Here is a 23,048-nt window from a genome sequence, read left to right as displayed (position 1 = left end):
ACCGCGTCGACGCGGTCGTAGCGCAACTCGGTGAGGTACTGGTGGCCGTGCGACAGCAGCGACACGCGCGGCGGCTCGCCGGGCTGGCCCGAGTCGGCCAGGCCCATGCGCGCGTCGTCGAGCTGGAAGACATGGAACTCCACTTCCAGCCCGGCGACGAAGTCCAGGCCCTCGCGGCCGAGTTCATCCACCGCCTTCTGCAGGATGCGCCGCGTGGCGAAGGGGCAGGGGCTGCCGTCGGCCATGTAGGCATCGCACAGCACCCAGCCGGTCTTCTTGGCCCAGGGCAGGATGCGGAAGGTGCCGGGGTCGGCCACCAGGGTGAAATCGGCGCCGCCCTGCAGTCCGGGCAGCGCAAAACCGCCGCCGGCGCTGAACACCGGGAACACCGTCTTGTGCGAGGTGTCCTTGGCCAGCAGGGTGGTGGTGAGGTTCACGCCGCCGCGCAGCGCGCTGCGCGCCTCGCTGGCCACCAGGGTCTTGCCGCGCAGCAGGCCGTGCTGGTCGGGCCAGGCGAAGCGCACCACCTCCACCTCGCCGCTGGCCAAGCGCCGGTCCAGCTCGGCGGCCTGGCGGGCCTGCTCGTCGGTCCACAGGCCGTGGCGGTCCACGAAGCTCGCCATGGCGTTCAGCCCGCCTGGCCGTTGTTCAGCCGGGCGGCGGCCCAGCTGCTCTTGAGGCGGCGCTCGCGGTCGGCCTCGCGCCAGTAGGCGTCGTTGTCGCTGCCGCGGTCGTTCACGCCGTCGATGGAGGGCGGGCCGCTGAAGGCGGCGGCCTGGTCGGCGCCGATGAGCAGCGGCGCCTCCCGCTCGCCGCGCTGCACGCTCTCGATGGCGCGCACCAGCATGCGGCGGAAGGTGATGATGCCCTTGTCGGTGGCGCCCAGGTGCTCGCGGCTGCGGTCTTGGATGGGGCCCTGCGATTCGCAGGCCCACTGGTCGTGCACGTTGATGTCCATGCCCATGCCGGTGAAGGTCTGGCTGGCCTGCTCCTGCACGTCATAGCCGTACTGGTTGGACTTGTTGCGGCGCGAGACGTAGTCGGGCAGCTCGATGGTGGCCAGGCGCTGCTCGCGCATCTGCTGCTTGTCCACCGGGCCGGTGAAGCTGGTGAAGATGGCGTACCAGTAGGTGTGGGTGTCGTCCACCGGCACGTGCCACTGGGTGATGGTCATCTCCGCACTCATGGGAATGACGAAGGCCTGCGGGAACATCACGTTGGTGACGCGCACGTGCGTGGCGCTTTCATCGAGCTTGCGCAGCGTGGTCAGGCGCATGCCGTATTCGGTGGGCTCGACGGCGATCTCGGGCCGGTCGTATTCGCGCAGCACCTTGGTGATGGGCAGGTCGGAATCGGCCGAGGCGCCGCGGAACTGCTTGCCGTAGCTTTCGGACGTGTCCTCGTCCTCGAAGAAGCGGTGCAGGAAGGAGGCATGGGCCGGGTCCATGCCGACCTCCAGCGCCTGCAGCCAGTTGCATTCCCACAGCCCCTTGAAGGCGAAGGTGTGCGTGCCCGGCGCGACGAAGCAGTCGAATTCCGGGAAGGCCGGCGGCTCGCCCGGGCCGATGTACGCGAAGACGATGCCGGAGCGCTCCACCACCGGATATGCGCCCTGTTTGATGCGCGTGCACATCTTGCTGCCCACCGGCTCGGCAGGCGTCTCCAGGCACTGGCCCGTGGCGTCGAACAGCCAGCCATGGAAGGGGCAGCGCAGGCCGCCGTCCTCCAGCCGTCCGAAGGCGAGGTCGGCACCGCGGTGTGGGCAGTCGCGGTCGAGCAGGCCGAGACGGCCGGTCTCGTCGCGGAACAGCACGAAGTCCTGGCCCATCAGCTTGACCGCCTTGAGCGGGCGCGGGCCGTCCAGCTCTTCATGCAGGGCCACGGGCTGCCAGTAGCGCCGCAGCAGTTCGCCCGCCGGCTTGCCGGGGGCGACGCGGGTCATGAAGTCGTTCTGTTCCTGGGTGATCATGGGCTACTCCATCGAGGGTTTGCACATCGTTGTATGCAATTGCATGCAGTGTCGCGGCGTGCTGTGTGTTCCGTCAATGGTGGATGTGCGGTCCTGCTGCCGGTCGCTCTATCGGTATTCCCTCTGTTGGTGAGGCTGGCGAGAAGGAATGCACCACGGCCGGGCGTAGAGGAGGTCGACGAAGCCGCAGCCGATCTGCATGCAACATGTGCGCCAGCGCAGAGCCGGGGCATGCCGCTGCACGCCGGCGCCTAGAATCCGCTGCAGCTTTGGAACTGCGCCATGGACTCCCAACAATCACGCGTGCTCGTCCAGCTCCGGGACATGATCCTCAAGGGCGAATTCGGCCCGGGCGAGCGCCTGGCGGAGATCCCGCTCTCCGAGCGGCTCGGCGCCTCGCGCACGCCGGTGCGCCTGGCCCTGGCCAGCCTGGAGCACGAGGGGCTGATCGAGCCCTCGCCCTCGGGCGGCTACCAGATGCGCGCCTTCACCTCGCGCGAGATCGCCGACGCCATCCGCGTGCGCGGCGTGATCGAGGGTTTCGCGGCCCGCCTGCTGGCCGAGGACGGCGCCTCGCGCCAGCTGCTGCGCCAGCTGCACGACTGCCTCGACGAAGGCGATCGCGCCGTCAACAAGCCCACCATGGAGCTGGACGACTACGCCGCCTACGTGGAGATGAACGACCGCTTCCACCGCCTGATCCTCGAAGGCTGCGGCAATGCGGCGGTGCTGCGAACCCTGGACATGCTGGCCAGCCAACCCTTCGCCGCGCCCAGCGCCATGCTGCCGATGCAGTCCTCGATGGAAGAGGGCCAGCAGTGGATGCGCCAGGCGCACCGCACCCACCACGCCCTCGTGCAGGCCATCGAGCGCGGCCAGGGCTCGCGCGCGCAGGCGCTGGGCGAGGAACATGTGGAGATCGCCCGCATGAACCTGGACTACGCGCTGGAGCGGCCCGACCTGGCCGCGCAGCTGATGCCGGGCATGCGCCTCGTGGCTGGCGGGCGCAAGTAGATGATCGGGTAGCCGCGAAGCGGCATGGGGAGTGTCAGCCCCCCGCCGCGTGCTTCAGCAGCAGGCCCACGAAGGCCAGCGCCGGCTGCGACAGCGCCAGCCCCCGGCGCTGGTAGAGGTAGTAGGGCCGGTGCATCTCCGGCCCCTGCAGTTCGATGAAGCGCAGGCCGAAGTTGCCGGCGAACAGCCGCGCATAGTCGGGCACGGCGGCCAGCCCTGTGCCCACGCCGACCAGGGCCAGGGCGGTCGTCAGGTATTCCACCTCGGCGGCGGTCTGCAGCGACAGCGACGCATCGTGCGCCTGCAGGCGCCGCTCCAGATGGCGGTTGAACTCGCTCGAATAGATCACCCAGCGTTCGTAGCGCAGCTCGTCCCAGGCCACCGCCTTGCGCTGGGCCAGGGGATGGCCCACGGGGCAGACCAGGCGGATCGGGACGTCCATCAGGAAGGTGCGCGCCACGTCTTCCCCGGTGGGTCGCTCGGGACCCACGCCCAGTTCGGCCTCGCCGCGGCGAACGATGCCCACCACCTCGTCGGCGGTGGCATCGGCCATGCGCAGGCCCACCTCGGGATGGGCCGCCTCGAACGTGCCCAGCACGGCGGCCACCCAGGTGCAGGCCAGCATCTGCGGCGCCACCACGCGCAGCAGCCCGGTGCGCAGCGAGCGCAGGTCCGACGCGCCCTCGACCATCTGCTGCAGGTCGTCCAGAATGCGGCGCGCCAGCGGCAGCAGCTGGCGGCCGGCCTCGGTCAGCGTCACCCGCTGGCCACGGTCGAAGAGCTGCAGGCCCAGCGTCTCTTCCAGCTGCTGCACCAGCATGCTGACCGCCGACTGGGTCAGGTTGACCTGCCGCGCCGCCGCCGTGAAGCTGCCCGCGCGGGCGACGGCGGCGAAGGCGCGCATCTGCCGCAGGCTCAGGGCCTGGAGGTTGGAGGAGGAAGGCTGCACCAGCATGGGATGTGCAAGACGGAGGGCGAGGGCGATTATCAGAACTCTTGATGAGCCCATGAAAAGAATTGGCTGGCCTGATGTCCCGCCGCCTTTCCAGAATGCCGCCCCATGCACATCGCCGTCATCGGAACCGGAATCGTGGGCGTCTGCACCGCCGCCTGGCTGCAGCGCGACAGCCACCGCATCACCTTCATTGACCCGCTGGAGGCGGGCGAGGCCTGCTCCTTCGGCAATGCCGGCTCGCTCTCGCCCAGCGCCTGCCTGCCGGTCGGCATGCCGGGCATGTGGAAGAAGGTGCCGCGCTGGCTGCTCGACCCGCTGGGGCCGCTGACGGTGCGCTGGGCCTATGCGCCGGTGGTGCTGCCCTGGCTGCTGCGCATGCTGCGGCATTCCTCGCGCGACGAGGTCACGCGCATCGCCACCGCGCTGCGCAGCCTGCTGGCGCCCATCTTCGACAGCTATGCCCCGCTGCTGGCCCATGCCGAGGCGCAGCCCCTGGTGCGGCGCAGCGGCTGCCTCTATGTCTTTTCTTCGCGCGAGACGGCGGCCCAGTGGGCCTGGGGCATGCAACTGCGCCGCTCGCTGGGCGTGCAGCTGCGCGACGTGGCGCAGGACGAGCTGGAGGCGCTGGAGCCCGACCTGAAGGGCCGCTTCCGCTTCGGCATCCTCGCACCGGAGAACGGCTCCACCACCGACCCGTCGGCGCTGGTCAAGGCGCTGTACCGCCGCTGCCTGGCCGGCGGCGCCACGCACCTTCGCCGCCGTGCCAGCGGCTTCGAGCGCCAGGGCACGCGGGTCACGGCCCTGCGCCTGGACGAGGGCGATCCGCTGGCGGTCGACGGCGTGGTGGTGGCGGCCGGCGCCTGGTCCGGCCGGCTGGCCGCCGCGCTGGGCAGCCCGGTGATGCTGGAGACCCAGCGCGGCTACCACGTGACGGTGCAGAGTTCCAACCTGCAGTTGCGCCACACCGTGATGGCGGTGGAGCACAACCTCATGGTCAACCCCATGGCCGTCGGCCTGCGGCTGGCGGGCACGGTGGAATTCGCCGGCCTGGCCGCGCCGCCCGACATGGCCCGCGCCGACGCCCTGCTGGCGCAGGGCCGGCAGCTCTTTCCGCACCTGGACACCTCGGCCTTCACCCGCTGGATGGGCCACCGGCCCTGCCTGCCCGACAGCCTGCCGGTGGTCGGTCCGGCCCGCGGCGCCGACAACGCCTGGCTGGCCTTCGGCCATGGCCACATGGGCATGTGCATGGGGGCCACCACCGGCCGCGAGATCGCGCACCTGGTGGCCGGCCGGCCCACGCAGGTGGACCTGGCGCCCTTCTCGGCGGAGCGTTTCCGGTGAGGGCTGCGCCCTGGTCGCTGGGCGTGGACATGGGCGGCACCTTCGTCGATGCGGTGGCGCTGCACGAGGACGGCCGCAGCGTGGCCCTCAAGCATCCGCGCGCGGGCCGGCGGCTGGCCGAGCCGGTGGTCGAGGCGCTGGACCGGCTCTGCGCCCAGGCCGGCATCGCAGCGGCCGAGGTGGGCCGGGTGGTGCACGGCGCCACCGTCGTGACCAACCTGCTGCTGGAGCTGGACCAGCCGCCCGTCGCGCTGCTGCTGACGCGCGGCTTCGGCGACGTGCCGGTGCTGGCGCGGCAGGACCGGCGTGCGCTGTACGAGCCCGTGGTCGCACCGGCCGTGCCCGAGGCGGCGCTCTTTCCGCGCCCGCTGCGCTTCGAGATCGGCGGGCGCATCGATGCCGAGGGCCGCGAGGTCGAGCCGCTGGACCTGCAGGCCCTCGATGCGGTGGCCGATGCCATCGCCGCCGCGGGCGTGCGGGCGGTGGCGGTGGGCCTGCTGTTCGCGCACCGCCAGCCGGCGCACGAGCAGCAGGTCGGTGCACGGCTGCGGGCGCGCCTGCCGCAACTGCACGTGTCGCTCTCGCACGAGGTCGATCCGGCGCCGCGCGAGTTCGAACGCTGGCTGACCACCGCGCTGGACGCCTATGCCAAGCCGCTGGCCGCCGGCTACCTCGAGGCGCTGGCCGCGGCCCTGTCGGCACGCCAGCTTCCGGCGCCGATGCTCATGCATTCCGAAGGCACGGTCCAGCCCTGGCAGGAACTGGCGGCGCGGCCCATCGGGCTGGCCATGTCCGGCCCCTGCGCCGCCTTGCGCGGCGTCGCGGCCTGCCTGGACGACGGCGACCGCCGCGGCGCCGTGCTCACACTGGACGTGGGCGGCACCAGCGCCGACATCGGCCTGCTGCACGGCGGCCAGCCGGCCTTCGCCGAGGCGCTGGAATGCGGCGGGCTGCCCATCCGCCAGCGCTGCGTGGACATTGCCTCCATCGCCATCGGCGGCGGCAGCGTGCTGCAGGTGCTGGCGGGCGGCGCGCTGCGTCTCGGCCCGCGCTCGCAGGGGGCGTGGCCGGGGCCGGCGGCGTACGGGGAGGGCGGCCTGCTGGCCACGCTGAGCGATGCGCTGTGCGTGCTCGACCGCCTGCCCGCGCAACTGGCCGGTGGGCTGGTGCTGGACCGCCGCGCCGCCGAGGCCGCCCTGGCGCGCGACGTCGCCGGACCGCTGGGCCTGCCTTTGGCCGGGGCGGCCGACGCCGTGGTGCAGGCCGCCGCGGCGCACATGGCCGAGGCGCTCAAGACCCATGCCTTCCAGCGCGGCCTGGACCCGGCCGACGCGCTGCTGGTGGCCGTCGGCGGCGGCGGCGCGCAGCATGCGGCCGAGGTCGCCACGCTCGCCGGCATGAAGGCCGTGCGCGTGCTGCCGCAGGCCGGCGTGATGGCGGCGCTGGGCATGGTCCGCGGGCCGGAGGCGTCGGCCGCGGTGCCGCTGCGCACGACGGGCGAGGCCTGGGCCGGCATCGCCCCGCAGGGCATAGGTCCGGCGGCGCTCTTCGCGCCCATGACCACCGTCTGGGTGCCGGCCGGATGGCACTGGCGCGTCCAGGACGACGGCGCTCTGGCGCTGGAGGCCTTGGGATGAGCGCGTCGCTTCCCGTCCGCGCCGCGCCCGCGTGGGCGGAAGGCCTCCAACCCCATCCGCCAGCTGGCGCGCGGAGTGCTGCGCGATGAGCCCGCCCATCGACCCCGCCATCGCCCTGCGCATGGAGCCTCTGCGCCTGGCGCTGCAGGGCGCGGCCGACCGCATGCAGGCGGCCATGATGCGCGCCGCCGTGTCCTCCATCGCCCGCGAGGGCGGCGACTGCGCGGCGGCGCTGTTCCTGCCCGACGGCCGGCTGCTGGCGCAGGCCCGCTCGCTGCCGCTGCTGCTGGGCTCGCTCATTCCGGCCGTGGCCGGCGTGCTGGCGCGCTTTCCAGGCACGACCATGGCCCCGGGCGACGTCTACCTGCTCAACGATCCCTGGTCCGGCGGCACGCACCTGCCCGACATCGCGCTCGTGCATCCGGTCTTCGACGACGGGGCGCTGATCGCCATCGCCGCCACCAGCCTGCACCACCAGGACGTGGGCGGCATGGCGCCGGGCTCCATTCCGCCGGATGCCACCGAGATCCACCAGGAAGGCCTGCGCCTGCCGCCCCTGCGCTGGCGCGACGCGGCCGGCGTGCTGCCCGACATCGACGCCATCCTGGCCGCCAACACCCGCACGCCCGCCAACCTGCGCGGCGATCTGGACGCGCAATGGACCGCGCTGGCCCAGGGCGCGCGGGAGCTGCGGCAGATCGCGCGCCACACCGGCGAACGGTTCCCGGCCGTGTGCGAGGCGCTGCTCGCCCAGTCCGCCGACATGACGCGCGCCGCCCTGGCGGCCGTGCCCGACGGCGAATGGCACTGGCACGACGCGCTCGATGGCGCCGGCGACGATGCCGCGCCGGTGGCCATCGCCGTGCGCCTGCACAAGCAGGGCGGCGCGGTCACCGTCGACTTCGCGGGCAGCGCGCCCCAGGTGCGTGGGCCGCTCAACGCCTCCGCCGCCGCGATGCTGTCGGCCGCCCTGTTCTTCATGCGCACGCTGGCGCCGCAGGCGCCCAACAACGCGGGCTGCCTGGTGCCGCTCACCTTGCGGCTGCCGCCGGGCAGCGTGGTCAATCCCGACTGGCCGGCGGCCGTCAATGCCCGCACGGCCACCGTCAAGCTGGCCTGCAACGCCATCCTCGGTGCCTGGGCCCAGGCCACGGGCACGCAAGGCGAGGGCGTGGCCCCGCATGCGGGCGTGGCCACGGTGCTCGCGCTCAGCGGCACGCGCACCGATGGCCGGCGCTGGATGTTCACCGAGATCGTCGCCAGCGGCGCGGGCGCCAGCGCGAGCGCGCCGGGCCGCGCCGGCGTCTCCACCGACGTGGGCAATGCGCGCAACACGCCGGTGGAGGTGATCGAGGCCGAAGCGCCCATCCGCGTGCTGCAGTACGCCATCCGCCGCGGCTCCGGTGGTGCGGGCGCGCAGGCCGGTGGCGACGGCGTGCGGCGCGAGTACCTGCTGCTCGACGGCGAAGGCTGGATCGCCTACCGCGGCGAGCGCCACCGCAGCCAGGCGCGCGGTGCGCAGGGCGGTGGCCCGGGCGCCAGCGCCGTGGCCCGACTCCTGCTTGCCGATGGCCGCGTGCAGCCGCTGGCGGCGCGCAGCCGGGTGCGCTGGCAGGCCGGCGACCGGCTCCTCATCGAGACCGCCGGCGGCGGCGGCTGGGGCGCCGCCGACGTGGCGGCCCGCGTGCCGTCATCCCCTTCGTCGTCGTCATCGACGTCCTTCCATCCCGACCCACGCCCGGAGTGCCCATGAACCGACCGTCCCTTTCTCTTCGCCGCCGCGCCGGCCTGGCCCTGATGGCAGCCGTGGCGACCGGGGCCATGCCGATGCCGGCCGTGGGCCAGGCGCAGGCCGCCTATCCGAACAAGCCCATCCACATCGTCGTGCCCTTCCCGCCCGGCGGCAGCACCGACGTGCTGGCGCGCCGCATCGGCGACAAGCTGGCGAGCGCCTGGGGCCAGCCGGTGGTGGTGGACAACCGTGCCGGTGCCGGCGGCACCGTGGGCGCCGACTACGTGGCCAAGTCCGCGCCGGACGGCTACACGCTGCTGATGGGCGTGACCGGCAGCAATGCCATCGCGCAGGCGCTCTACGCCAGGCTGCCCTACGACGTGGTGAAGGACTTCGCACCCGTCTCGATGGTCGTCAGCGCGCCGCTGGTGCTGGCCGTGAACCCGGAGGTGAAGGTGCGCACGGCGCAGGAGTTCCTGGCCCTGGCCAAGTCGAAGCCGGGCGGCCTGAGCTACGGCTCGGCCGGCAACGGCACGTCGATGCACCTGACGGGCGAGATGTACAAGCAGGCGGCGGGCGTGTCGATGGTCCACATCCCCTACCGCGGGAGTGCGGGCATGCTCACCGACCTGATGAGCGGCCAGATCCAGGCCACCTTCGGCGACGTGCTGGTGCTGCTGCCGCAGATCCAGGCCGGCAAGCTGCGGGCGCTGGCCGTCACCTCGAAGACGCGCCATCCGATGCTGCCGGACGTGCCGACGCTGGACGAGGCCGGCCTCAAGGGCTTCGAGGCCTTGTCGTGGCAGGGCCTGTTCGCGCCCGCAGGCACGCCGCCCGAGGTGGTGGAGAAGCTGAGCGCCGAGGTGAACAAGGCGGTGCGCTCGCCCGATGTGCGCGAGTACTTCGCCTCGCGCGGCTTCATCGTCGAGGGCACGACGCCAGCGGCCTTCAAGGCGCTGATCGAGGGCGAGGTGAAGAAGTGGACGCCGATCGTGAAGTATTCGGGGGCGCGGGCGGATTGAGCGTTGTTGCGGACGCGGCTTCGGCTTTGCGTGCGCTGGAGGCCCCGCCGGCCCCGGCCCGCCCGGCCGCCTCGCCCACAGGCTGCGCCGCTCGCTGAACGCTCGCGGAACCTGCGGTGCTCGCCGGATGAGCGCGCGGCGTAACTCGCTCCGCGCTTCGCGCTGCGCTCAGACAAACGCCGCGAGTCAGTCACGACCGGCCCGCGGGGACCGCGGGCCTCGCTCATCCGGCTGCGCGCCTCGGCGCATCCTGAGGGCGAGGCGGCCGGGCGGGCCGGGGCCGGCTCCAGGGTGATCGGGCGTGGTGCTTCCCTTTGGCGTCCTTGAAGACAACGCAGATCAGTTCGCCCAACAGCCGTTCTGGCTGAGCTTGTCGAAGCCAGGGCACGTGGGTGTCAAAGGCCTTCGACGAGCTCAGGGTGAACGGGCTGGCCGACTGGGCGAGCATGTGGAAGGGGCCTTTGGAGGCTGACCAAGGTAAACACCCGTCGATCAAGCCCAAGCCCGGCGGGAGCGGCCCCCAGGGCGCGGCCGTTGGGCGTGCCGAGGCGCGCAGCCTGGCGAGTGAGGTGCGCGAGCATCGCGCACCGGCCTTTTCTGACTCGTGGCGCTTGTTTGAGCGGAGCGCGTCAGCGCGCAGCGAGTTGCGCCACGCACTCGCCAGGCGAGCACCGCAGGGGACCCCGAGCGTTCAGCGAGGGGCACGCACATCGGCCGCGCCCTGGGGGCAGCTCCCGCCGGGCGTCCTCGCGGAGACAACGGGCCCACTCGACACCCAAACGAAAACGGGGCCCCCAAGAGCCCCGTCACCCATTCAGCGGACGAACCGAATCACAGCCCCGCAGCCGCCTTCAGCGCCGCCGCCTTGTCCGTGCGCTCCCACGTGAACTCCGGCTCCTCGCGGCCGAAGTGGCCGTAGGCGGCGGTCTTGGCGTAGATGGGACGCAGCAGGTCCAGCATCTGGATGATGCCCTTCGGACGCAGGTCGAAATGCTCGTTGACCAGCGCCGCGATCTTGTCGTCCGAAATCACGCCCGTGCCTTCGGTGTAGACCGTGATGTTCATCGGCTTGGCCACGCCGATGGCATAGGCCACCTGCACCTGGCACTGGCGCGCCAGGCCCGCGGCCACCACGTTCTTGGCCACGTAGCGCGCGGCGTAGGCGGCCGAGCGGTCCACCTTCGACGGGTCCTTGCCCGAGAAGGCGCCGCCGCCGTGCGGGCAGGCGCCGCCGTAGGTGTCCACGATGATCTTGCGGCCCGTCAGGCCGCAGTCGCCCTGCGGGCCGCCAATGACGAAGCGGCCCGTCGGGTTGATCAGGTAGCGCGTTTCCTGCAGCCATTCCTTGGGCAGCACCGGCTTGATGATCTCCTCGATCACCGCCTCGATGAAGCTGGCCTTCATCTTGGTGGGCGTCTCGCTCTGGTCCGGGTGATGCTGCGTCGACAGCACCACGGTGTCGATGCTGTGCGGCTTGCCGTCCACGTAGCGCATCGTCACCTGGCTCTTGGCGTCGGGCCGCAGGAAGGGCAGGCGGCCGTCCTTGCGCAGCTGGGCCTGTCGCTCCACCAGGCGGTGGGCGTAGTAGATCGGCGCGGGCATCAGCTCGGGCGTCTCGTCGCAGGCGTAGCCGAACATCAGCCCCTGGTCGCCGGCGCCGGTGTTCAGGTGGTCGTCGCTGGCATGGTCCACGCCCTGGGCGATGTCGTTGGACTGCTTGTCGTAGCAGACCATGACCGCGCAGCCCTTGTAATCGATGCCGTAGTCGGTGTTGTCGTAGCCGATGCGCTTGATGGTGTCGCGCGCGACCTGGATGTAGTCGACGTGCGCGTTGGTGGTGATCTCGCCGGCCAGCACCACGAGGCCCGTGTTGGTCAGCGTCTCGGCGGCCACGCGCGAGCGCGGGTCCTGTTCGAAGATGGCATCGAGGATCGCGTCCGAGATCTGGTCGGCCACCTTGTCCGGATGACCCTCGGACACCGATTCGGAAGTGAAGAGAAAGTCGTTCGCCATGTTCGAGAAAACTCCTGCAAGAAGGATGCGGACCGGCGTTTGCCGGCACCCTCGGGAGTCTCTGGCGAACGCTTTAGCAGTTGGGTTTAACGTCGCCCTGCAAGTAGTCCTGTAACTCGGCGACAATTTCCATTCTATTCATGCCGGTCCCAGCCCGCTGGGCCGCGCGTCGGTTTGCCACCCACCCTTTTGTCAGAACAAACCCGATGACCGCGTTGTTTCGTCTGCTCGCCCGTGCGCCGCTGCCGCTGATGCAGGCGCTCGGCGGGCTGCTGGGCTGGGCGGTCTGGGCCCTGGCGCCGGACTACCGGCGGCGCTTCCGCGAGAACGCGGCGCAGGCTGGCCTCACGCCCGCCCAATGGCGCCCGGCCATCGCCGCCGCCGGCCGCATGGCGGCCGAACTGCCCTGGCTGTGGGCCCGCCCCGCGGGCGAGAGCGTGCTGCCGCGCGTGCGCCAGTGGACGGGCGACGAGGCCCTGGGCGCCGCGCTGGCCTCGGGCCGCGGCGCCATCGTCATCTCGCCGCACCTGGGCTGCTGGGAACTGCTGGGCCAGGCCCTGGGCGAGCGCTTCCTGGCCAGCCATGGGCCGATCACCGCGCTGTTCCGCCCGCCGCGCAAGCCCTGGATGGCGGCGTTGATGGAAGGCTCGCGCGACCGGCCCGGCCTGCACATGCTGCCCACCGACGTGTCGGGCGTGCGCGGGCTGATGCGCGCGCTCAAGAAGGGCGGCTACACCGGCATCCTGCCCGACCAGGTGCCGCCGGCGGGGCAGGGCGTGTGGGCGCCCTTCTTCGGCCGGCCGGCCTACACCATGACCCTCGTGCCGCGCCTCGCGCAACTGACCGGCGCCCAGGTCTTCCTGGGCGTGTGCGAGCGGCTGCCGCATGGCCGCGGCTATGCCGTGCGCCTGCAGCCGCTGCAGGCGCCGGCCCTCGCCGATCCCAAGGCCTCCCCCGAAGAGGCCGCCACCGCCATGAACCAAGGCATCGAGCAACTGATCCTGAGCCTGCCCGGACAGTACGTCTGGGACTACGCCCGCTACAAGGCACCGCGCGCCGAGATGGAGACGGCCCGATGAGTTTTTCGGCCCGCCTGGGCATCGGCTTCATGCGCGCGCTGGCCCACCTGCCGCTGCCGGTGGTGCGCGGCCTGGGCGCGGCGCTGGGCCCGGTGCTGCATGCGCTGGCCAAGCCGCGCCGCCATGTGGTGGACGTGAACCTGGCCCTGTGCTTTCCCGAAAAGACGCCCGAGGAGCGCCGCCGCATCGCGCGCCAGACCTTCGTCTACGTGGCGCAAGCGTGGTTCGACCGCGCCTGGCTGTGGCACGCACCGGCCGAGGTCATCCGCCGCCGGGTGACGCTCAAGGGCGCGCTGGACGAGATCGACGTGGGCACGCAGCCCACCATCCTTTTCGCGCCGCACTTCTATGGGCTGGACGCCGCCGCCACGCGGCTGACCATGCACACGCCCAAGCAGTCCACCACCATCTACACCACGCAGCGCAACCCGTTGATGGACGAATGGACCCGCGAGGGCCGCACCCGCTTCGGCAACGTCACGGTGCTGCACCGCATGGACGGCGTGAAGCAGATCGTGGCCAACCTGCGCCGCGGCGGCCTCCTGTACCTGCTGCCCGACATGGACTTCGGCCCGGCGCACACCGAGTTCGTGCCCTTCTTCCACACGCTGGCGGCCACCACGCCCTCGCTGTCGCGCTTCTCGCGGCTGGCGCGGGCCAAGGTGGTGCCGGTCCTGTCGCGGCTGACGAAGGACGGCTACGAGATCGAGGTGCTGCCGGCCTGGCAGGACTTTCCGACGGAGGACGCCATCGCGGACACGGCACGCATGAACGCGCAGCTGGCCGATTGGATCCGCACGATGCCGGCGCAGTATTACTGGGTGCACCGGCGCTTCAAGACGCGGCCGCCGGGCGAGCCGTCGGTGTACTAGAAGGCCGCTTCCATTCCGTGGCGGTCGGGCAGCCCGTTCGCCCTGAGCTTGTGGAAGGGCGTGGACATTCGGGGCCCGGCTTCGACAGGCTCAGCCCGAACGGGCGTTGGTCCACTCGCCCGCATGGCGTGCCCAGCCCGCGGCTCAGGCCGGATGGCGCTGGATGAAGGCGCCGATGTGTGCCATCACCTGTTCGGGTTGCTCGTGCACCACCCAGTGCGTGGCGCCTTCCAGGCGCTCGATCTCGAGTCGGGGCACGTAGTCTTCCAGGCCATCGAGCAGGCCCGGGCGCAGGGCGATGTCCGCCATGCCCCAGAGCACCAGGGTCGGGATGTCCACCGTCAGGCGTTCGCGCGGGATGTCGGGAATGGCGGCGCCGGGCTTCAGCGGCGTGACGCGGTACAGGTTGCAGGCGCCCACCAGGCCCTGCGACCACACGTCGCGGTACTGCGCCTTCACGTCCTCGGTCAGCCAGTCGGCATTGCCTGCCGTGGCCTGCATGGACGACAGCATGCCGAAGAGGCGCGCGAAGTCGTCGCGCGCCAGCACCGCCTCGGCGCCGGGGCGTGCGAGCCAGTTCATGTAGGCGCTGGCTTCCTGCTGCTCGGGGCTGTTCTTCAACTCGCGCGCGAAGGTGCCGGCATGCGGCGAGTTGATGATGACCAGCCGGCCCACGCGCTCGGGCATCGCATTGGCCATGCCCCAGCCGAAGGCGCCGCCCCAGTCGTGGGCGACGAGGGTGTCGATCCGGCCGCCGGCCGATTCGCTCTCGGCCAGGGCGCGCAGGTCCTGCATCAGGCGATGGGCCTGGTAGGCCTCGACCTCGGTGGGCGCGCTGGAGCGCTCGAAGCCGCGCAGGTTGGGCGCCACGCAGCGATAGCCGCCGTTCTCGGGCCGCGCGAAGTGCGCCAGCAGCGGGTCCCAGATGAAGGCCGCCTCCGGAAAGCCGTGCAGGAAGAGCATCAGCGGCCGGCCAGGTTGGCCGGCGGCGCGGCAGCTGAGCACGATGCCGTGCGGCAGCGCGCGCTCGAAGGTCTGGATGTCGGTCATCGCACGTGTCTCCTGGTGGGGGTGCCGGGAGACGCGCACGGCCGGGGCGGGCGCGTCAGCCGGCGTCGGGGTGCGTCCAGCGCCAGATGATCTCGGCCGCCTCGTCCACACCCTGCTTCTTGAGGGCGGAGAACAGTCTCACCTCGCCGCCGCCGGCCTGCAGTCGCGCAATCGACAGCGCCTTGTTGGCCTCGGCCCGCGTGAGCTTGTCGGCCTTGGTCAGCAGCACCAGGAAGTGCAGGCCCTGCTCGACGCGCGGGCGGATCACTTCCAGCAGCACCTCGTCCAGCTCGGTCATGCCCAGGCGCGGGTCGCACATCAGCACCACGCCGGCGAGCTGCTCGCGGGTCATCAGGTAGTTGCCCATCACCCGCTGCCAGCGCAGCTTGGCCTCGCGCGGCACGGCGGCATAGCCGTAGCCGGGCAGGTCGGCCAGCACGGCGTCGTCCACCTGGCCCTTGCCCACGCCGAACAGGTTGATGTGCTGCGTGCGGCCGGGCGTCTTGGAGGCGAAGGCCAGGCGCTTCTGCTGCGTCAGCGTGTTGATGGCGGTGGACTTGCCGGCGTTGGAGCGGCCGACGAAGGCGATCTCGGGCAGGCCCAGCGGCGGCAGGGTGTCCAGCCGCGGCGAGCTGAGCAGGAAGTGCGCGGTGTGCATCCAGCCCATGGCGAGGCGGGCCCGCTCCGAAGGGCTGAGTGCAGCGGTGGGCGCGGCATGCGATGCGGCAGGCGTGGCGGACGCGGGGGGACCGGCGTTCTCCGCCGGGCCGCTGGCGGGTGCCGCTGCGGCATCGGCCGCGTCATCCGCAGGAGGGGGCGGAAAAGTTTGATCCATTCGGTACAGGGTTCTCAAGGAGGCCGTGAAAAGGGGGTGCGATTGTAGAATTGCCCGGTTTTGCGCCCGTCAGCGTACAAGTGAAGCCCACGATATGAAGTTGTTTGCGTCTTATCTGCTTGCTGCCGTGCTGGGGACCGTTCTGGGGGGAACGGCCATCGCGGCGGATGCGCCGGCCGCCGCGGCCAAGCCCGCCAAGCCGGATCCGGCCAAGGGCGACACCCTCTTCACCACGGCCCCGCCCAATGGCGTGTCCTGCGCTTCCTGCCACAACGCCGACGGCAATTCCGCCGTGGCCGCCAATCCCAAGCTGGCGCAGCAGCATCCCGAATACATCCTCAAGCAGCTGACCGAGTTCAAGTCCGGCAAGCGCAAGAGCGCCATCATGCAGCCGATGGTGGCCCACCTGAGCGAGCAGGACATGCGCGACATCGCCTGGTTCCTCGGCAGCAAGACCATCAAGCCCGGCTTCGCCAAGGAGAAGGACCTGGTCGTGCTCGGCGAGCGCATCTACCGCGGCGGCATCGCCGACCGCCAGGTGCCCGCCTGCGCCGGCTGCCACAGCCCCACCGGCGCCGGCATTCCGGCGCAGTACCCGCGCCTGGGCGGTCAGCATGCCGACTACACCGAGGGCCAGCTCAAGGCCTTCCGCGACGGCATCCGCGCCAACAGCCCGCAGATGACCGGCGTGGCCGCCAAGATGAACGACCGCGAGATCAAGGCCGTGGCCGACTACATCGCCGGCCTGCGCTGACCCCGGGCCGCGGGCCTTCGCGCCCGCCCGTCACACCGCCGCAGAACCAACCGCCGACAATTCCACTCACAAGGGCGGGCCGATCTCCCCGGGGATCGCCCGCCTTTTTTACTGCCTCTTCGTTCCGATCCCGTCCCCCATGAGCGTCTCCACCCACGGCCTTCGCCTCCGGACCGGCTCGCAGGCCCTGCGCGCCGCCGTGGAGCTGCTGTCGTCGATGCGCTTCGCCATCGCGCTGCTGACGGTGATCTGCATCGCGTCGGTCATCGGCACCGTGCTCAAGCAGCAGGAGCCGATCAACAACTACATCAACCAGTTCGGCCCCTTCTGGGCGCAGGTGTTCCGCAGCGCACGGCTGGACACCATCTACAGCGCCTGGTGGTTCCTGCTGATCCTGGCCTTTCTGGTCGTCAGCACCTCGCTGTGCATCGCCCGCAACACGCCGCGCATCGTGGCCGACCTGCGCAGCTACAGGGAAGACCTGCGCGTGCAGGGCCTCAAGGCCTTCGGCCTGCGCGCCGAGACCGTGCTGGCCGAGACGCCCGACGCCGCCGCCAACCGCATCGGCCAGCAACTGGTGGGCGGCGGCTGGAAGGTCAAGCTGCAGAAGCGCGAGGTGGCCGGTGCGGCCACGGGCTGGATGGTGGCGGCCCGCGCCGGCGGCGCCAACAAGCTGGGCTACATCGCGGCCCACGGGGCCATCGTGCTGATCTGCCTGGGCGGCCTGCTCGACGGCGACCTGATCGTGCGCGCGCAGACCTGGCTGGGCGGCAAGTCGGTCTACACCGGCGGCGGCATGATCGCCGACGTGCCGGCGCAGCACCGCCTGGCCCCAACCAACCCGACCTTCCGCGGCAACATCCTGGTGCCCGAGGGCGGGCAGTCCTCGGTGGCCATCCTCAACCAGGCCGACGGCGTGCTGCTGCAGGAACTGCCCTTCGCCATCGAGCTCAAGAAGTTCATCGTCGACTACTACGCGACGGGCATGCCCAAGCTCTTCGCGAGCGAGGTGGTGCTGCACGACCGCGCGAGCGGCGAGACAAAGACGGCCCGCATCGAGGTCAACCACCCGGCCAGCTGGAAGGGCGTGGCGATCTACCAGTCCAGCTTCGACGACGGCGGCTCGCGCGTGAAGCTGCGCGCCGTGCCCATGGGCGCGGCGGCCAAGCCCTTCGAGGTCGAGGGCACCATCGGCACCAGCACCGAGCTGACCAACGGCCAGGACAAGCTCACGCTCGAGTACACCGCGCTGCGCGTGATCAACGTCGAGAACTTCGCCGGCGCCAATGGCGGCAGCGGTGCCGACGTGCGCAAGGTCGACCTGGTCGGCAGCCTCGAGTCGCGCCTGGGTGCGGCCCACAAGGTGGACCAGCCCAAGGAACTGCGCAACATCGGCCCGAGCATCGGCTACAAGCTGCGCGATGCGGCCGGCCAGGCGCGCGAGTACCAGAACTACATGGTGCCCACGGTGATGGAAGAGGGCGCCCCGCCGGTCTTCCTGCTGGGCGTGCGCGAGCAGTCCGGCGAGCCCTTCAAGTACCTGCGCGTGCCTGCCGACGACCAGATGGGCATGGACGGCTTCGTCCGTCTGCGGCAGGCCCTGCAGGATCCGGCGCTGCGCGCGCAGGCCGTGACCCGCTACGTCGATCAGGCCATCGGGCCCGGCCGGCCCGAGCAGGCGCAGCAGCTGCGCGAATCGGCGCTGCGGGCCGTGGGCCTGTTCGCCGGCGCCGAGCAGCTGCAGGCGGGCAAGGCGCGTGCCGACGGGCGCAACGCCTCCGGCTGGCAGGCCATCGCCGAATTCATCGACCAGCAGGTGCCGGAGGCCGAGCGCGAGCGGGCCGGGCAGATCCTGGTGCGCGTGGTCAACGACGTGCTGTTCGAGCTGCTCAACCTGAGCCGCACGCAGGCCGGCGAGGCGCCGCTGCCGCGCGACGCCAAGTCGCAGGCCTGGCTCACGCAGGCCGTGCTGTCGCTGAGCGACGCGGCCTTCTACCCGGCGCCGGTGGCGCTCATGCTCACCGACTTCACGCAGGTACAGGCCAGCGTCTTCCAGGTGGCGCGCGCGCCGGGCAAGAACGTGGTGTACCTGGGCTGCCTGTTGCTGATCGTGGGCATTTTTGCCATGCTCTACGTCCGCGAGCGGCGGCTGTGGGTGTGGCTGGCCCCGCGTGCCGATGGCGCCGGCGCCGATGCCGTGATGGCCCTGTCGGTCAACCGCCGCGGCCTGGACACCGACAAGGAATTCCACCGCCTGCGCGAACGCCTGCTGGGCCTGCCCCCGGCCGATGCGCCTTCTTCCGCGGAGACCCCATCCCGATGAACACCGTTACCAGCACCACCACGCTGAGCCTCAACGAAGGCTGGTTCTCCCGCCGCAGCCTGGCCGACTGGCTGTTCGCCGCCTTCGTGCTGGCGGGCGGGCTCTTTGCGCTGGCGCGCTACCACGGCGCCATGGATGTCTACGAAAAGGCCATCCTGGTCGGCACGCTGCCGGCCATGGTGTGGCTGGGCTGGTTCTGGCGGCCGCTGCAGCGCCTGGGCGTGGTGGTGGCCGCGGCCTCGGTGCTGGCCATCGTGAGCTACCAGGGCGACCTGGCACGGGCCGACGCCGTGTTCTGGCTCAAGTACTTCCTCTCCAGCCAGTCGGCCATTCTGTGGATGAGCGTGCTCTTCTTCATGAGCACGGTCTTCTACTGGCTCGGCTTCTTCGCGAAGAGCCAGTCCGACGCCATGGAGCGCATCGGCTCGCGCCTGGCCTGGGCGGCCGTGACCATGGCGCTGATCGGCACCATGGTGCGCTGGTACGAGAGCCACCAGATCGGCCCCGACATCGGCCACATCCCGGTGAGCAACCTCTACGAGGTCTTCGTGCTCTTCTGCTGGATGACGACGGCCTTCTACCTCTACTACGAGGAGCGCTACGGCACGCGCGCGCTGGGCGCCTTCGTGATGCTGGTGGTCAGTGCGGCGGTGGGCTTCCTGCTCTGGTACACGCTGGTGCGCGGCGCGCACGAGATCCAGCCGCTGGTGCCGGCCCTGCAGAGCTGGTGGATGAAGCTGCACGTGCCGGCCAACTTCATCGGCTACGGCACTTTCTCGCTGGCTGCCATGGTGGCCTTCGCCTACCTCATCAAGCAGCAGGCGGCCGAGACCCGCTGGTGGCGGCTGACGCCCATCTGGCTGCTCGGCGCGGCCCTGTGCTTCGTGCCCATCGCCTTCCGCCAGCGCGGCGTGGCCGAGGCCGGCGGCAGCTACTGGGTGGGCTACGCGCTCATCTCGGCGCTGATCGCGGCCGGCATCCTGCTCGGCCGCCGCCGCATCGCCGCCCGCCTGCCGGCCTTCGAGGTGCTCGACGACGTGATGTACAAGGCCATCGCTGTCGGCTTCGCCTTCTTCACCATCGCCACGGTGCTGGGCGCGCTCTGGGCCGCCGATGCCTGGGGCGGCTACTGGAGCTGGGACCCGAAGGAGACCTGGGCACTGATCGTCTGGCTCAACTACGCGGCCTGGCTGCACATGCGGCTGGTCAAGGGGCTGCGCGGCATGGTGGCCTCGTGGTGGGCGCTGGCGGGCCTGGCCGTGACCACCTTCGCCTTCCTGGGCGTCAACATGTTCCTGTCGGGCCTGCACAGCTACGGCACGCTGTAGGCCATGCCCGCCGGCCCGCGCGCCGGCGCGGCCCCAACCGCGGCGGGGGCAGGGATTTTGGGGCAGACTGACATCCAGGTCGGGCCCGCCTGCGTAACCAAATGGACGGGGACACCGAACTTCCCTCTGTCCATCCGTGTCTCTACGCCTGCGAAAGGGCCCCCATGCTGATCCGTTCCCGCGATGACGGCCTCGTTCATCCCATCTCCAGCGAAATCACGCCCCGCGCGGTCTACGAGCAGCGCCGCGACCTGCTGCGCCTGATGGCCACCGGCGCCGCCGGTGCGGCCCTGGCCGGCTGGGCCGGCCGCGAGGCGATGGCGCAGACCCAGAACGCCGGCGGCAAGCTGGCGCCGCTGCCCGGGGCCAAGTCCAACGTGCCGGGCGCGCAGGTCATGGAGAAGGTCACCGACTACAAGGACGCGACCACCTACAACAACTTCTACGAGTTCGGCACCGACAAGGCCGATCCGGCCAAGAACGCCCACACCCTCAAGACCCGGCCGTGGACGGTGGAGGTCGAGGGCCTGGTCAAGAAGCCGGGCACGTACGGCATCGAAGACCTGATCAAGCTGTCGGCGCAGGAAGAGCGCGTCTACCGCCTGCGCTGCGTCGAAGGCTGGTCGATGGTGATTCCCTGGGTCGGCTATTCGCTGGCCGAGCTGATCAAGCGCGTCGAGCCGCAGGGCAACGCCAAGTACGTGGAGTTCGTGACGCTGGCCGACCCCAAGACCATGCCCTTCGTCGGCTCCCGCGTGCTCGACTGGCCGTATGCGGAAGGCCTGCGCATGGACGAGGCCATGCATCCGCTCACGTTGCTGACCTTCGGCATGTACGGCGAGGTGCTGCCCAACCAGAATGGCGCGCCGGTGCGCATCGTGGTGCCGTGGAAATACGGCTTCAAGTCCGCCAAGTCCATCGTCAAGATCCGCTTCGTCGAAAAGGAGCCGGGCACGGCCTGGAACAAGGCGGCGGCCAACGAATACGGCTTCTATTCCAACGTGAACCCGGACGTGGACCATCCGCGCTGGAGCCAGGCCACCGAGCGCCGCATCGGCGAGCCTGGCGGCCTGTTCGCCAAGCGGCGCAAGACGCTGCTGTTCAACGGCTACGAGGCGCAGGTCGGCCAGCTGTACGCCGGCATGGACCTGAAGAAGTTCTACTGATGGCGCTCGCCCCGCCCCTGCGCGCGCCTGGCAGCCGGCCGGCCGGCGGCAACGCCCTCAACCGGCTGCTCCTGCATCCCGCGGCCAAGCCGCTGCTTTTCGTGCTGTGCCTGCTGCCTTTCGCCTGGCTGCTCTACGGCGCGGTGGCGGACCAGCTGGGGGCCAACCCGGCCGAACACCTGCTGCGCGCCACGGGTGACTGGGCGCTGCGCTTCCTGTGCATCGTGCTGGCGGTGACGCCGCTGCGGGTGATGGCCCACCTCACGGCCCTGGCCCGCTGGCGCCGCATGCTGGGCCTGTTCGCCTACTTCTACGTGGTGGTGCACCTGCTGTGCTACGCCTGGTTCGACATGGGCTTCGACCTGCCCGCCATCGTGGCCGACATTCCCAAGCGGCCCTTCATCCTGGTGGGCTTCGCGGCCTTCGTGCTGCTGACGCTGCTGGCCGCCACGTCCTTCAACCGCGCGATCAAGGCCCTGGGCGGCAAGCGCTGGCAGCGGCTGCACCAACTGGTCTACGTGTGCATCGGCCTGGGGCTGCTGCACTTCTTCTGGATCCGCGCCGGCAAGAACAATTTCGGCGAGGTCGGCATTTACGCCGTCGTCATCGCGCTGTTGCTGGGCTGGCGTGTGTGGCATGCGGTCGCCGCGCGCCGACGAAGCGCCACGCGCTAGCGTGATGAAAGAAAGAAGGCGGCCTCGGCCGCCTTCGCCGTTCAGGGCAACTGCTCTGCGCGCAGCTGGTCTTCCACCGTCTCGCGGCGGCGGATCAACCTGGCCTCGGCGCCGCTGACCAGCACCTCGGCGGCACGGCCGCGGGTGTTGTAGTTGCTGGCCATGCTCATGCAGTACGCGCCCGCCGACAGCACCGCCAGCAGGTCGCCGGACTGCACCGCCAGGTCGCGGTCGCGGCCCAGCCAGTCGCCGCTTTCGCACACCGGGCCGACCACGTCGTAGCGCACCGGCTCGGCGTCCGCCTTGAGCACCACCGGCTCGATGCGGTGGAAGGCCTCGTACATGGCCGGGCGCGGCAGGTCGTTCATGGCCGCATCGACGATGCAGAAGTTCTTTTCTTCGCCGGGCTTGGTGTAGAGCACTTCGGTCAGGCACACGCCGGCATTGCCGACCAGCGAACGGCCGGGCTCGATGACCAGCTTGCGGTCGCCGAAGCCGCGGGCGTCCAGCCGGGCCAGCAACTGGCGCCACAGTGCATCGGCGGCCGGCGGCGTGTCGCCGTTGTAGTCGATGCCCAGGCCGCCGCCGAAGTCCAGGTGCTGCAGGCGGATGCCCTGCGCTTCGATGGCCTCCACCAGGTCGAGGATGCGGTCCAGCGCGTCCAGGTAGGGCGAGGCTTCGGTGATCTGCGAGCCGATGTGGCAGTCGATGCCCACTACCGACAGGCCCGGCAGCGAGGCGGCATGCCGGTAGACCGCCACGGCCCGGTCGTGCGCGATGCCGAACTTGTTGCCCTTGAGGCCGGTGGAGATGTAGGGATGCGTCTTGGCGTCGACGTTGGGGTTGATGCGCAGGCTGACCGGGGCGCGCTGGCCTGCGGCCACGGCCACGTCGCTCAGCACGTCGAGCTCGGCCTCGCTCTCGACGTTGAAGCAGGCGATGCCGGCGTCCAGCGCCTGGCGCATCTCGGCGCGGGTCTTGCCGACGCCCGAGAAGATGATCTTGCCCGGTTCGACGCCGGCGGCCAGCGCCCGCGCCAGTTCGCCGCCGGAGACGATGTCGAAGCCGCAGCCGGCCTCGGCGAAGACGCGCAGCACGCCCAGCGAGGAATTGGCCTTGAGCGCATAGCACACCAGGGCCTCGCGGCCTTCGAAGCCTCGGCGGTAGGCGGCCAGGGCATCGAGCATCCATTGCCTGGAATAGACGAACAGCGGCGTGCCGTGCGCGCGCGCCAGCGCCTGCAGGTCGGCCTGTTCGACGCGCAGCACGCCCTCGGCGCGG

Annotated in this window: 18 protein-coding genes and 1 pseudogene; 12 read left to right on the top strand and 7 right to left on the bottom strand. The window is 70.9% G+C overall.

From position 1 onward, the window contains the following. Nucleotides 1–623 (bottom strand): annotated as a pseudogene (locus NS331_RS22670) (glutamine synthetase); the annotation flags it as partial. 5 nt (nucleotides 624–628) lie between these two features. Next, nucleotides 629–1,969, bottom strand: coding sequence for an aromatic ring-hydroxylating dioxygenase subunit alpha (locus NS331_RS22665; RefSeq protein ID WP_058644201.1), 1,341 nt, complete (start codon nucleotides 1,967–1,969; stop codon nucleotides 629–631). Between the two features lie 282 nt (nucleotides 1,970–2,251). Between NS331_RS22665 and NS331_RS22660 the strand changes: the two genes are divergently transcribed. Beyond that, entirely contained in the window at nucleotides 2,252–2,983 is a 732-nt protein-coding gene (locus NS331_RS22660) for a GntR family transcriptional regulator (RefSeq protein WP_058644200.1), read from the top strand. Between the two features lie 34 nt (nucleotides 2,984–3,017). Here NS331_RS22660 and NS331_RS22655 read toward each other — a convergent pair whose 3' ends face one another. Beyond that, on the bottom strand, nucleotides 3,018–3,938 hold the full coding sequence (locus NS331_RS22655; RefSeq protein WP_153013004.1) for a LysR family transcriptional regulator: 921 nt from the start codon (nucleotides 3,936–3,938) through the stop codon (nucleotides 3,018–3,020). A gap of 105 nt (nucleotides 3,939–4,043) precedes the next feature. Between NS331_RS22655 and NS331_RS22650 the strand changes: the two genes are divergently transcribed. The 4 genes from NS331_RS22650 to NS331_RS22635 all read left to right on the top strand — a co-directional run bounded on the left by NS331_RS22650 (nucleotide 4,044) and on the right by NS331_RS22635 (nucleotide 9,673). Continuing rightward, complete coding sequence (locus NS331_RS22650) at nucleotides 4,044–5,282, top strand: NAD(P)/FAD-dependent oxidoreductase (RefSeq protein WP_058644199.1); 1,239 nt, start codon at nucleotides 4,044–4,046, stop codon at nucleotides 5,280–5,282. Further along, a complete protein-coding gene (locus NS331_RS22645) occupies nucleotides 5,279–6,919 on the top strand; it encodes a hydantoinase/oxoprolinase family protein (RefSeq protein ID WP_242873861.1) in 1,641 nt (546 codons plus the stop codon). Before NS331_RS22650 ends, NS331_RS22645 begins: the two co-directional genes overlap by 4 nt. Nucleotides 6,920–7,004: 85 nt before the next feature. Next, complete coding sequence (locus NS331_RS22640; RefSeq protein WP_058644198.1) at nucleotides 7,005–8,672, top strand: hydantoinase B/oxoprolinase family protein; 1,668 nt, start codon at nucleotides 7,005–7,007, stop codon at nucleotides 8,670–8,672. Next, nucleotides 8,669–9,673 carry a Bug family tripartite tricarboxylate transporter substrate binding protein gene (locus tag NS331_RS22635; protein ID WP_058644197.1) on the top strand — a complete coding sequence of 335 codons (1,005 nt, stop codon included), beginning with the start codon at nucleotides 8,669–8,671 and terminating at the stop codon, nucleotides 9,671–9,673. The genes NS331_RS22640 and NS331_RS22635 overlap by 4 nt, the downstream gene beginning before the upstream one ends. Before the next feature lie 831 nt (nucleotides 9,674–10,504). Here NS331_RS22635 and metK read toward each other — a convergent pair. Next, nucleotides 10,505–11,686, bottom strand: a complete 1,182-nt coding sequence (gene metK, locus NS331_RS22630; protein ID WP_058644196.1) for a methionine adenosyltransferase — start codon at nucleotides 11,684–11,686, stop codon at nucleotides 10,505–10,507. A 206-nt stretch (nucleotides 11,687–11,892) separates the two neighbouring features. Between metK and NS331_RS22625 the strand changes: the two genes are divergently transcribed. Together NS331_RS22625 and NS331_RS22620 are read left to right on the top strand one after the other, a co-directional pair. Further along, nucleotides 11,893–12,765 carry a lysophospholipid acyltransferase family protein gene (locus NS331_RS22625; RefSeq protein ID WP_058644195.1) on the top strand — a complete coding sequence of 291 codons (873 nt, stop codon included), beginning with the start codon at nucleotides 11,893–11,895 and terminating at the stop codon, nucleotides 12,763–12,765. Beyond that, nucleotides 12,762–13,637, top strand: a complete 876-nt coding sequence (locus tag NS331_RS22620; RefSeq protein WP_058644194.1) for an LpxL/LpxP family acyltransferase — start codon at nucleotides 12,762–12,764, stop codon at nucleotides 13,635–13,637. Before NS331_RS22625 ends, NS331_RS22620 begins: the two co-directional genes overlap by 4 nt. A gap of 144 nt (nucleotides 13,638–13,781) precedes the next feature. Here the strand turns inward: NS331_RS22620 and NS331_RS22615 are convergent, their stop codons facing one another. Beyond that, nucleotides 13,782–14,687, bottom strand: coding sequence for an alpha/beta fold hydrolase (locus NS331_RS22615; protein WP_058644193.1), 906 nt, complete (start codon nucleotides 14,685–14,687; stop codon nucleotides 13,782–13,784). A gap of 55 nt (nucleotides 14,688–14,742) precedes the next feature. After that, complete coding sequence (gene yihA, locus NS331_RS22610) at nucleotides 14,743–15,354, bottom strand: ribosome biogenesis GTP-binding protein YihA/YsxC (protein ID WP_058644192.1); 612 nt, start codon at nucleotides 15,352–15,354, stop codon at nucleotides 14,743–14,745. Nucleotides 15,355–15,616: 262 nt separating this feature from the next. Between yihA and NS331_RS22605 the strand changes: the two genes are divergently transcribed. The 5 genes from NS331_RS22605 to msrQ all read left to right on the top strand — a co-directional run bounded on the left by NS331_RS22605 (nucleotide 15,617) and on the right by msrQ (nucleotide 21,767). Beyond that, nucleotides 15,617–16,276, top strand: coding sequence for a c-type cytochrome (locus NS331_RS22605; protein WP_058644191.1), 660 nt, complete (start codon nucleotides 15,617–15,619; stop codon nucleotides 16,274–16,276). Nucleotides 16,277–16,415: 139 nt separating this feature from the next. Next, on the top strand, nucleotides 16,416–18,599 hold the full coding sequence (locus tag NS331_RS22600) for a cytochrome c biogenesis protein ResB (protein WP_058644190.1): 2,184 nt from the start codon (nucleotides 16,416–16,418) through the stop codon (nucleotides 18,597–18,599). Next, the gene (ccsB, locus tag NS331_RS22595) at nucleotides 18,596–19,927 is read left to right on the top strand and encodes a c-type cytochrome biogenesis protein CcsB (RefSeq protein ID WP_058644189.1); all 1,332 of its coding nucleotides are present in this window, start codon (nucleotides 18,596–18,598) and stop codon (nucleotides 19,925–19,927) included. The genes NS331_RS22600 and ccsB overlap by 4 nt, the downstream gene beginning before the upstream one ends. 164 nt (nucleotides 19,928–20,091) lie before the next feature. Beyond that, nucleotides 20,092–21,093, top strand: coding sequence for a protein-methionine-sulfoxide reductase catalytic subunit MsrP (gene msrP, locus NS331_RS22590; RefSeq protein WP_058644188.1), 1,002 nt, complete (start codon nucleotides 20,092–20,094; stop codon nucleotides 21,091–21,093). Then, complete coding sequence (gene msrQ / locus NS331_RS22585) at nucleotides 21,093–21,767, top strand: protein-methionine-sulfoxide reductase heme-binding subunit MsrQ (protein ID WP_058644187.1); 675 nt, start codon at nucleotides 21,093–21,095, stop codon at nucleotides 21,765–21,767. The genes msrP and msrQ overlap by 1 nt, the downstream gene beginning before the upstream one ends. A 41-nt stretch (nucleotides 21,768–21,808) precedes the next feature. Here msrQ and lysA read toward each other — a convergent pair whose 3' ends face one another. Continuing rightward, nucleotides 21,809–23,035 (bottom strand): diaminopimelate decarboxylase, encoded by a 1,227-nt coding sequence (gene lysA / locus NS331_RS22580; RefSeq protein WP_082702708.1) that lies wholly within the window; start codon nucleotides 23,033–23,035, stop codon nucleotides 21,809–21,811. Nucleotides 23,036–23,048: the final 13 nt, after the last annotated feature.

Origin of the sequence: Pseudacidovorax intermedius (assembly GCF_001476815.1) — a bacterium.
Classification (GTDB): domain Bacteria; phylum Pseudomonadota; class Gammaproteobacteria; order Burkholderiales; family Burkholderiaceae_C; genus Xenophilus; species Xenophilus intermedius_A.
Note: the sequence above shows the minus strand (reverse complement) of the source record. Positions and strands in the feature narration are given on the sequence as shown.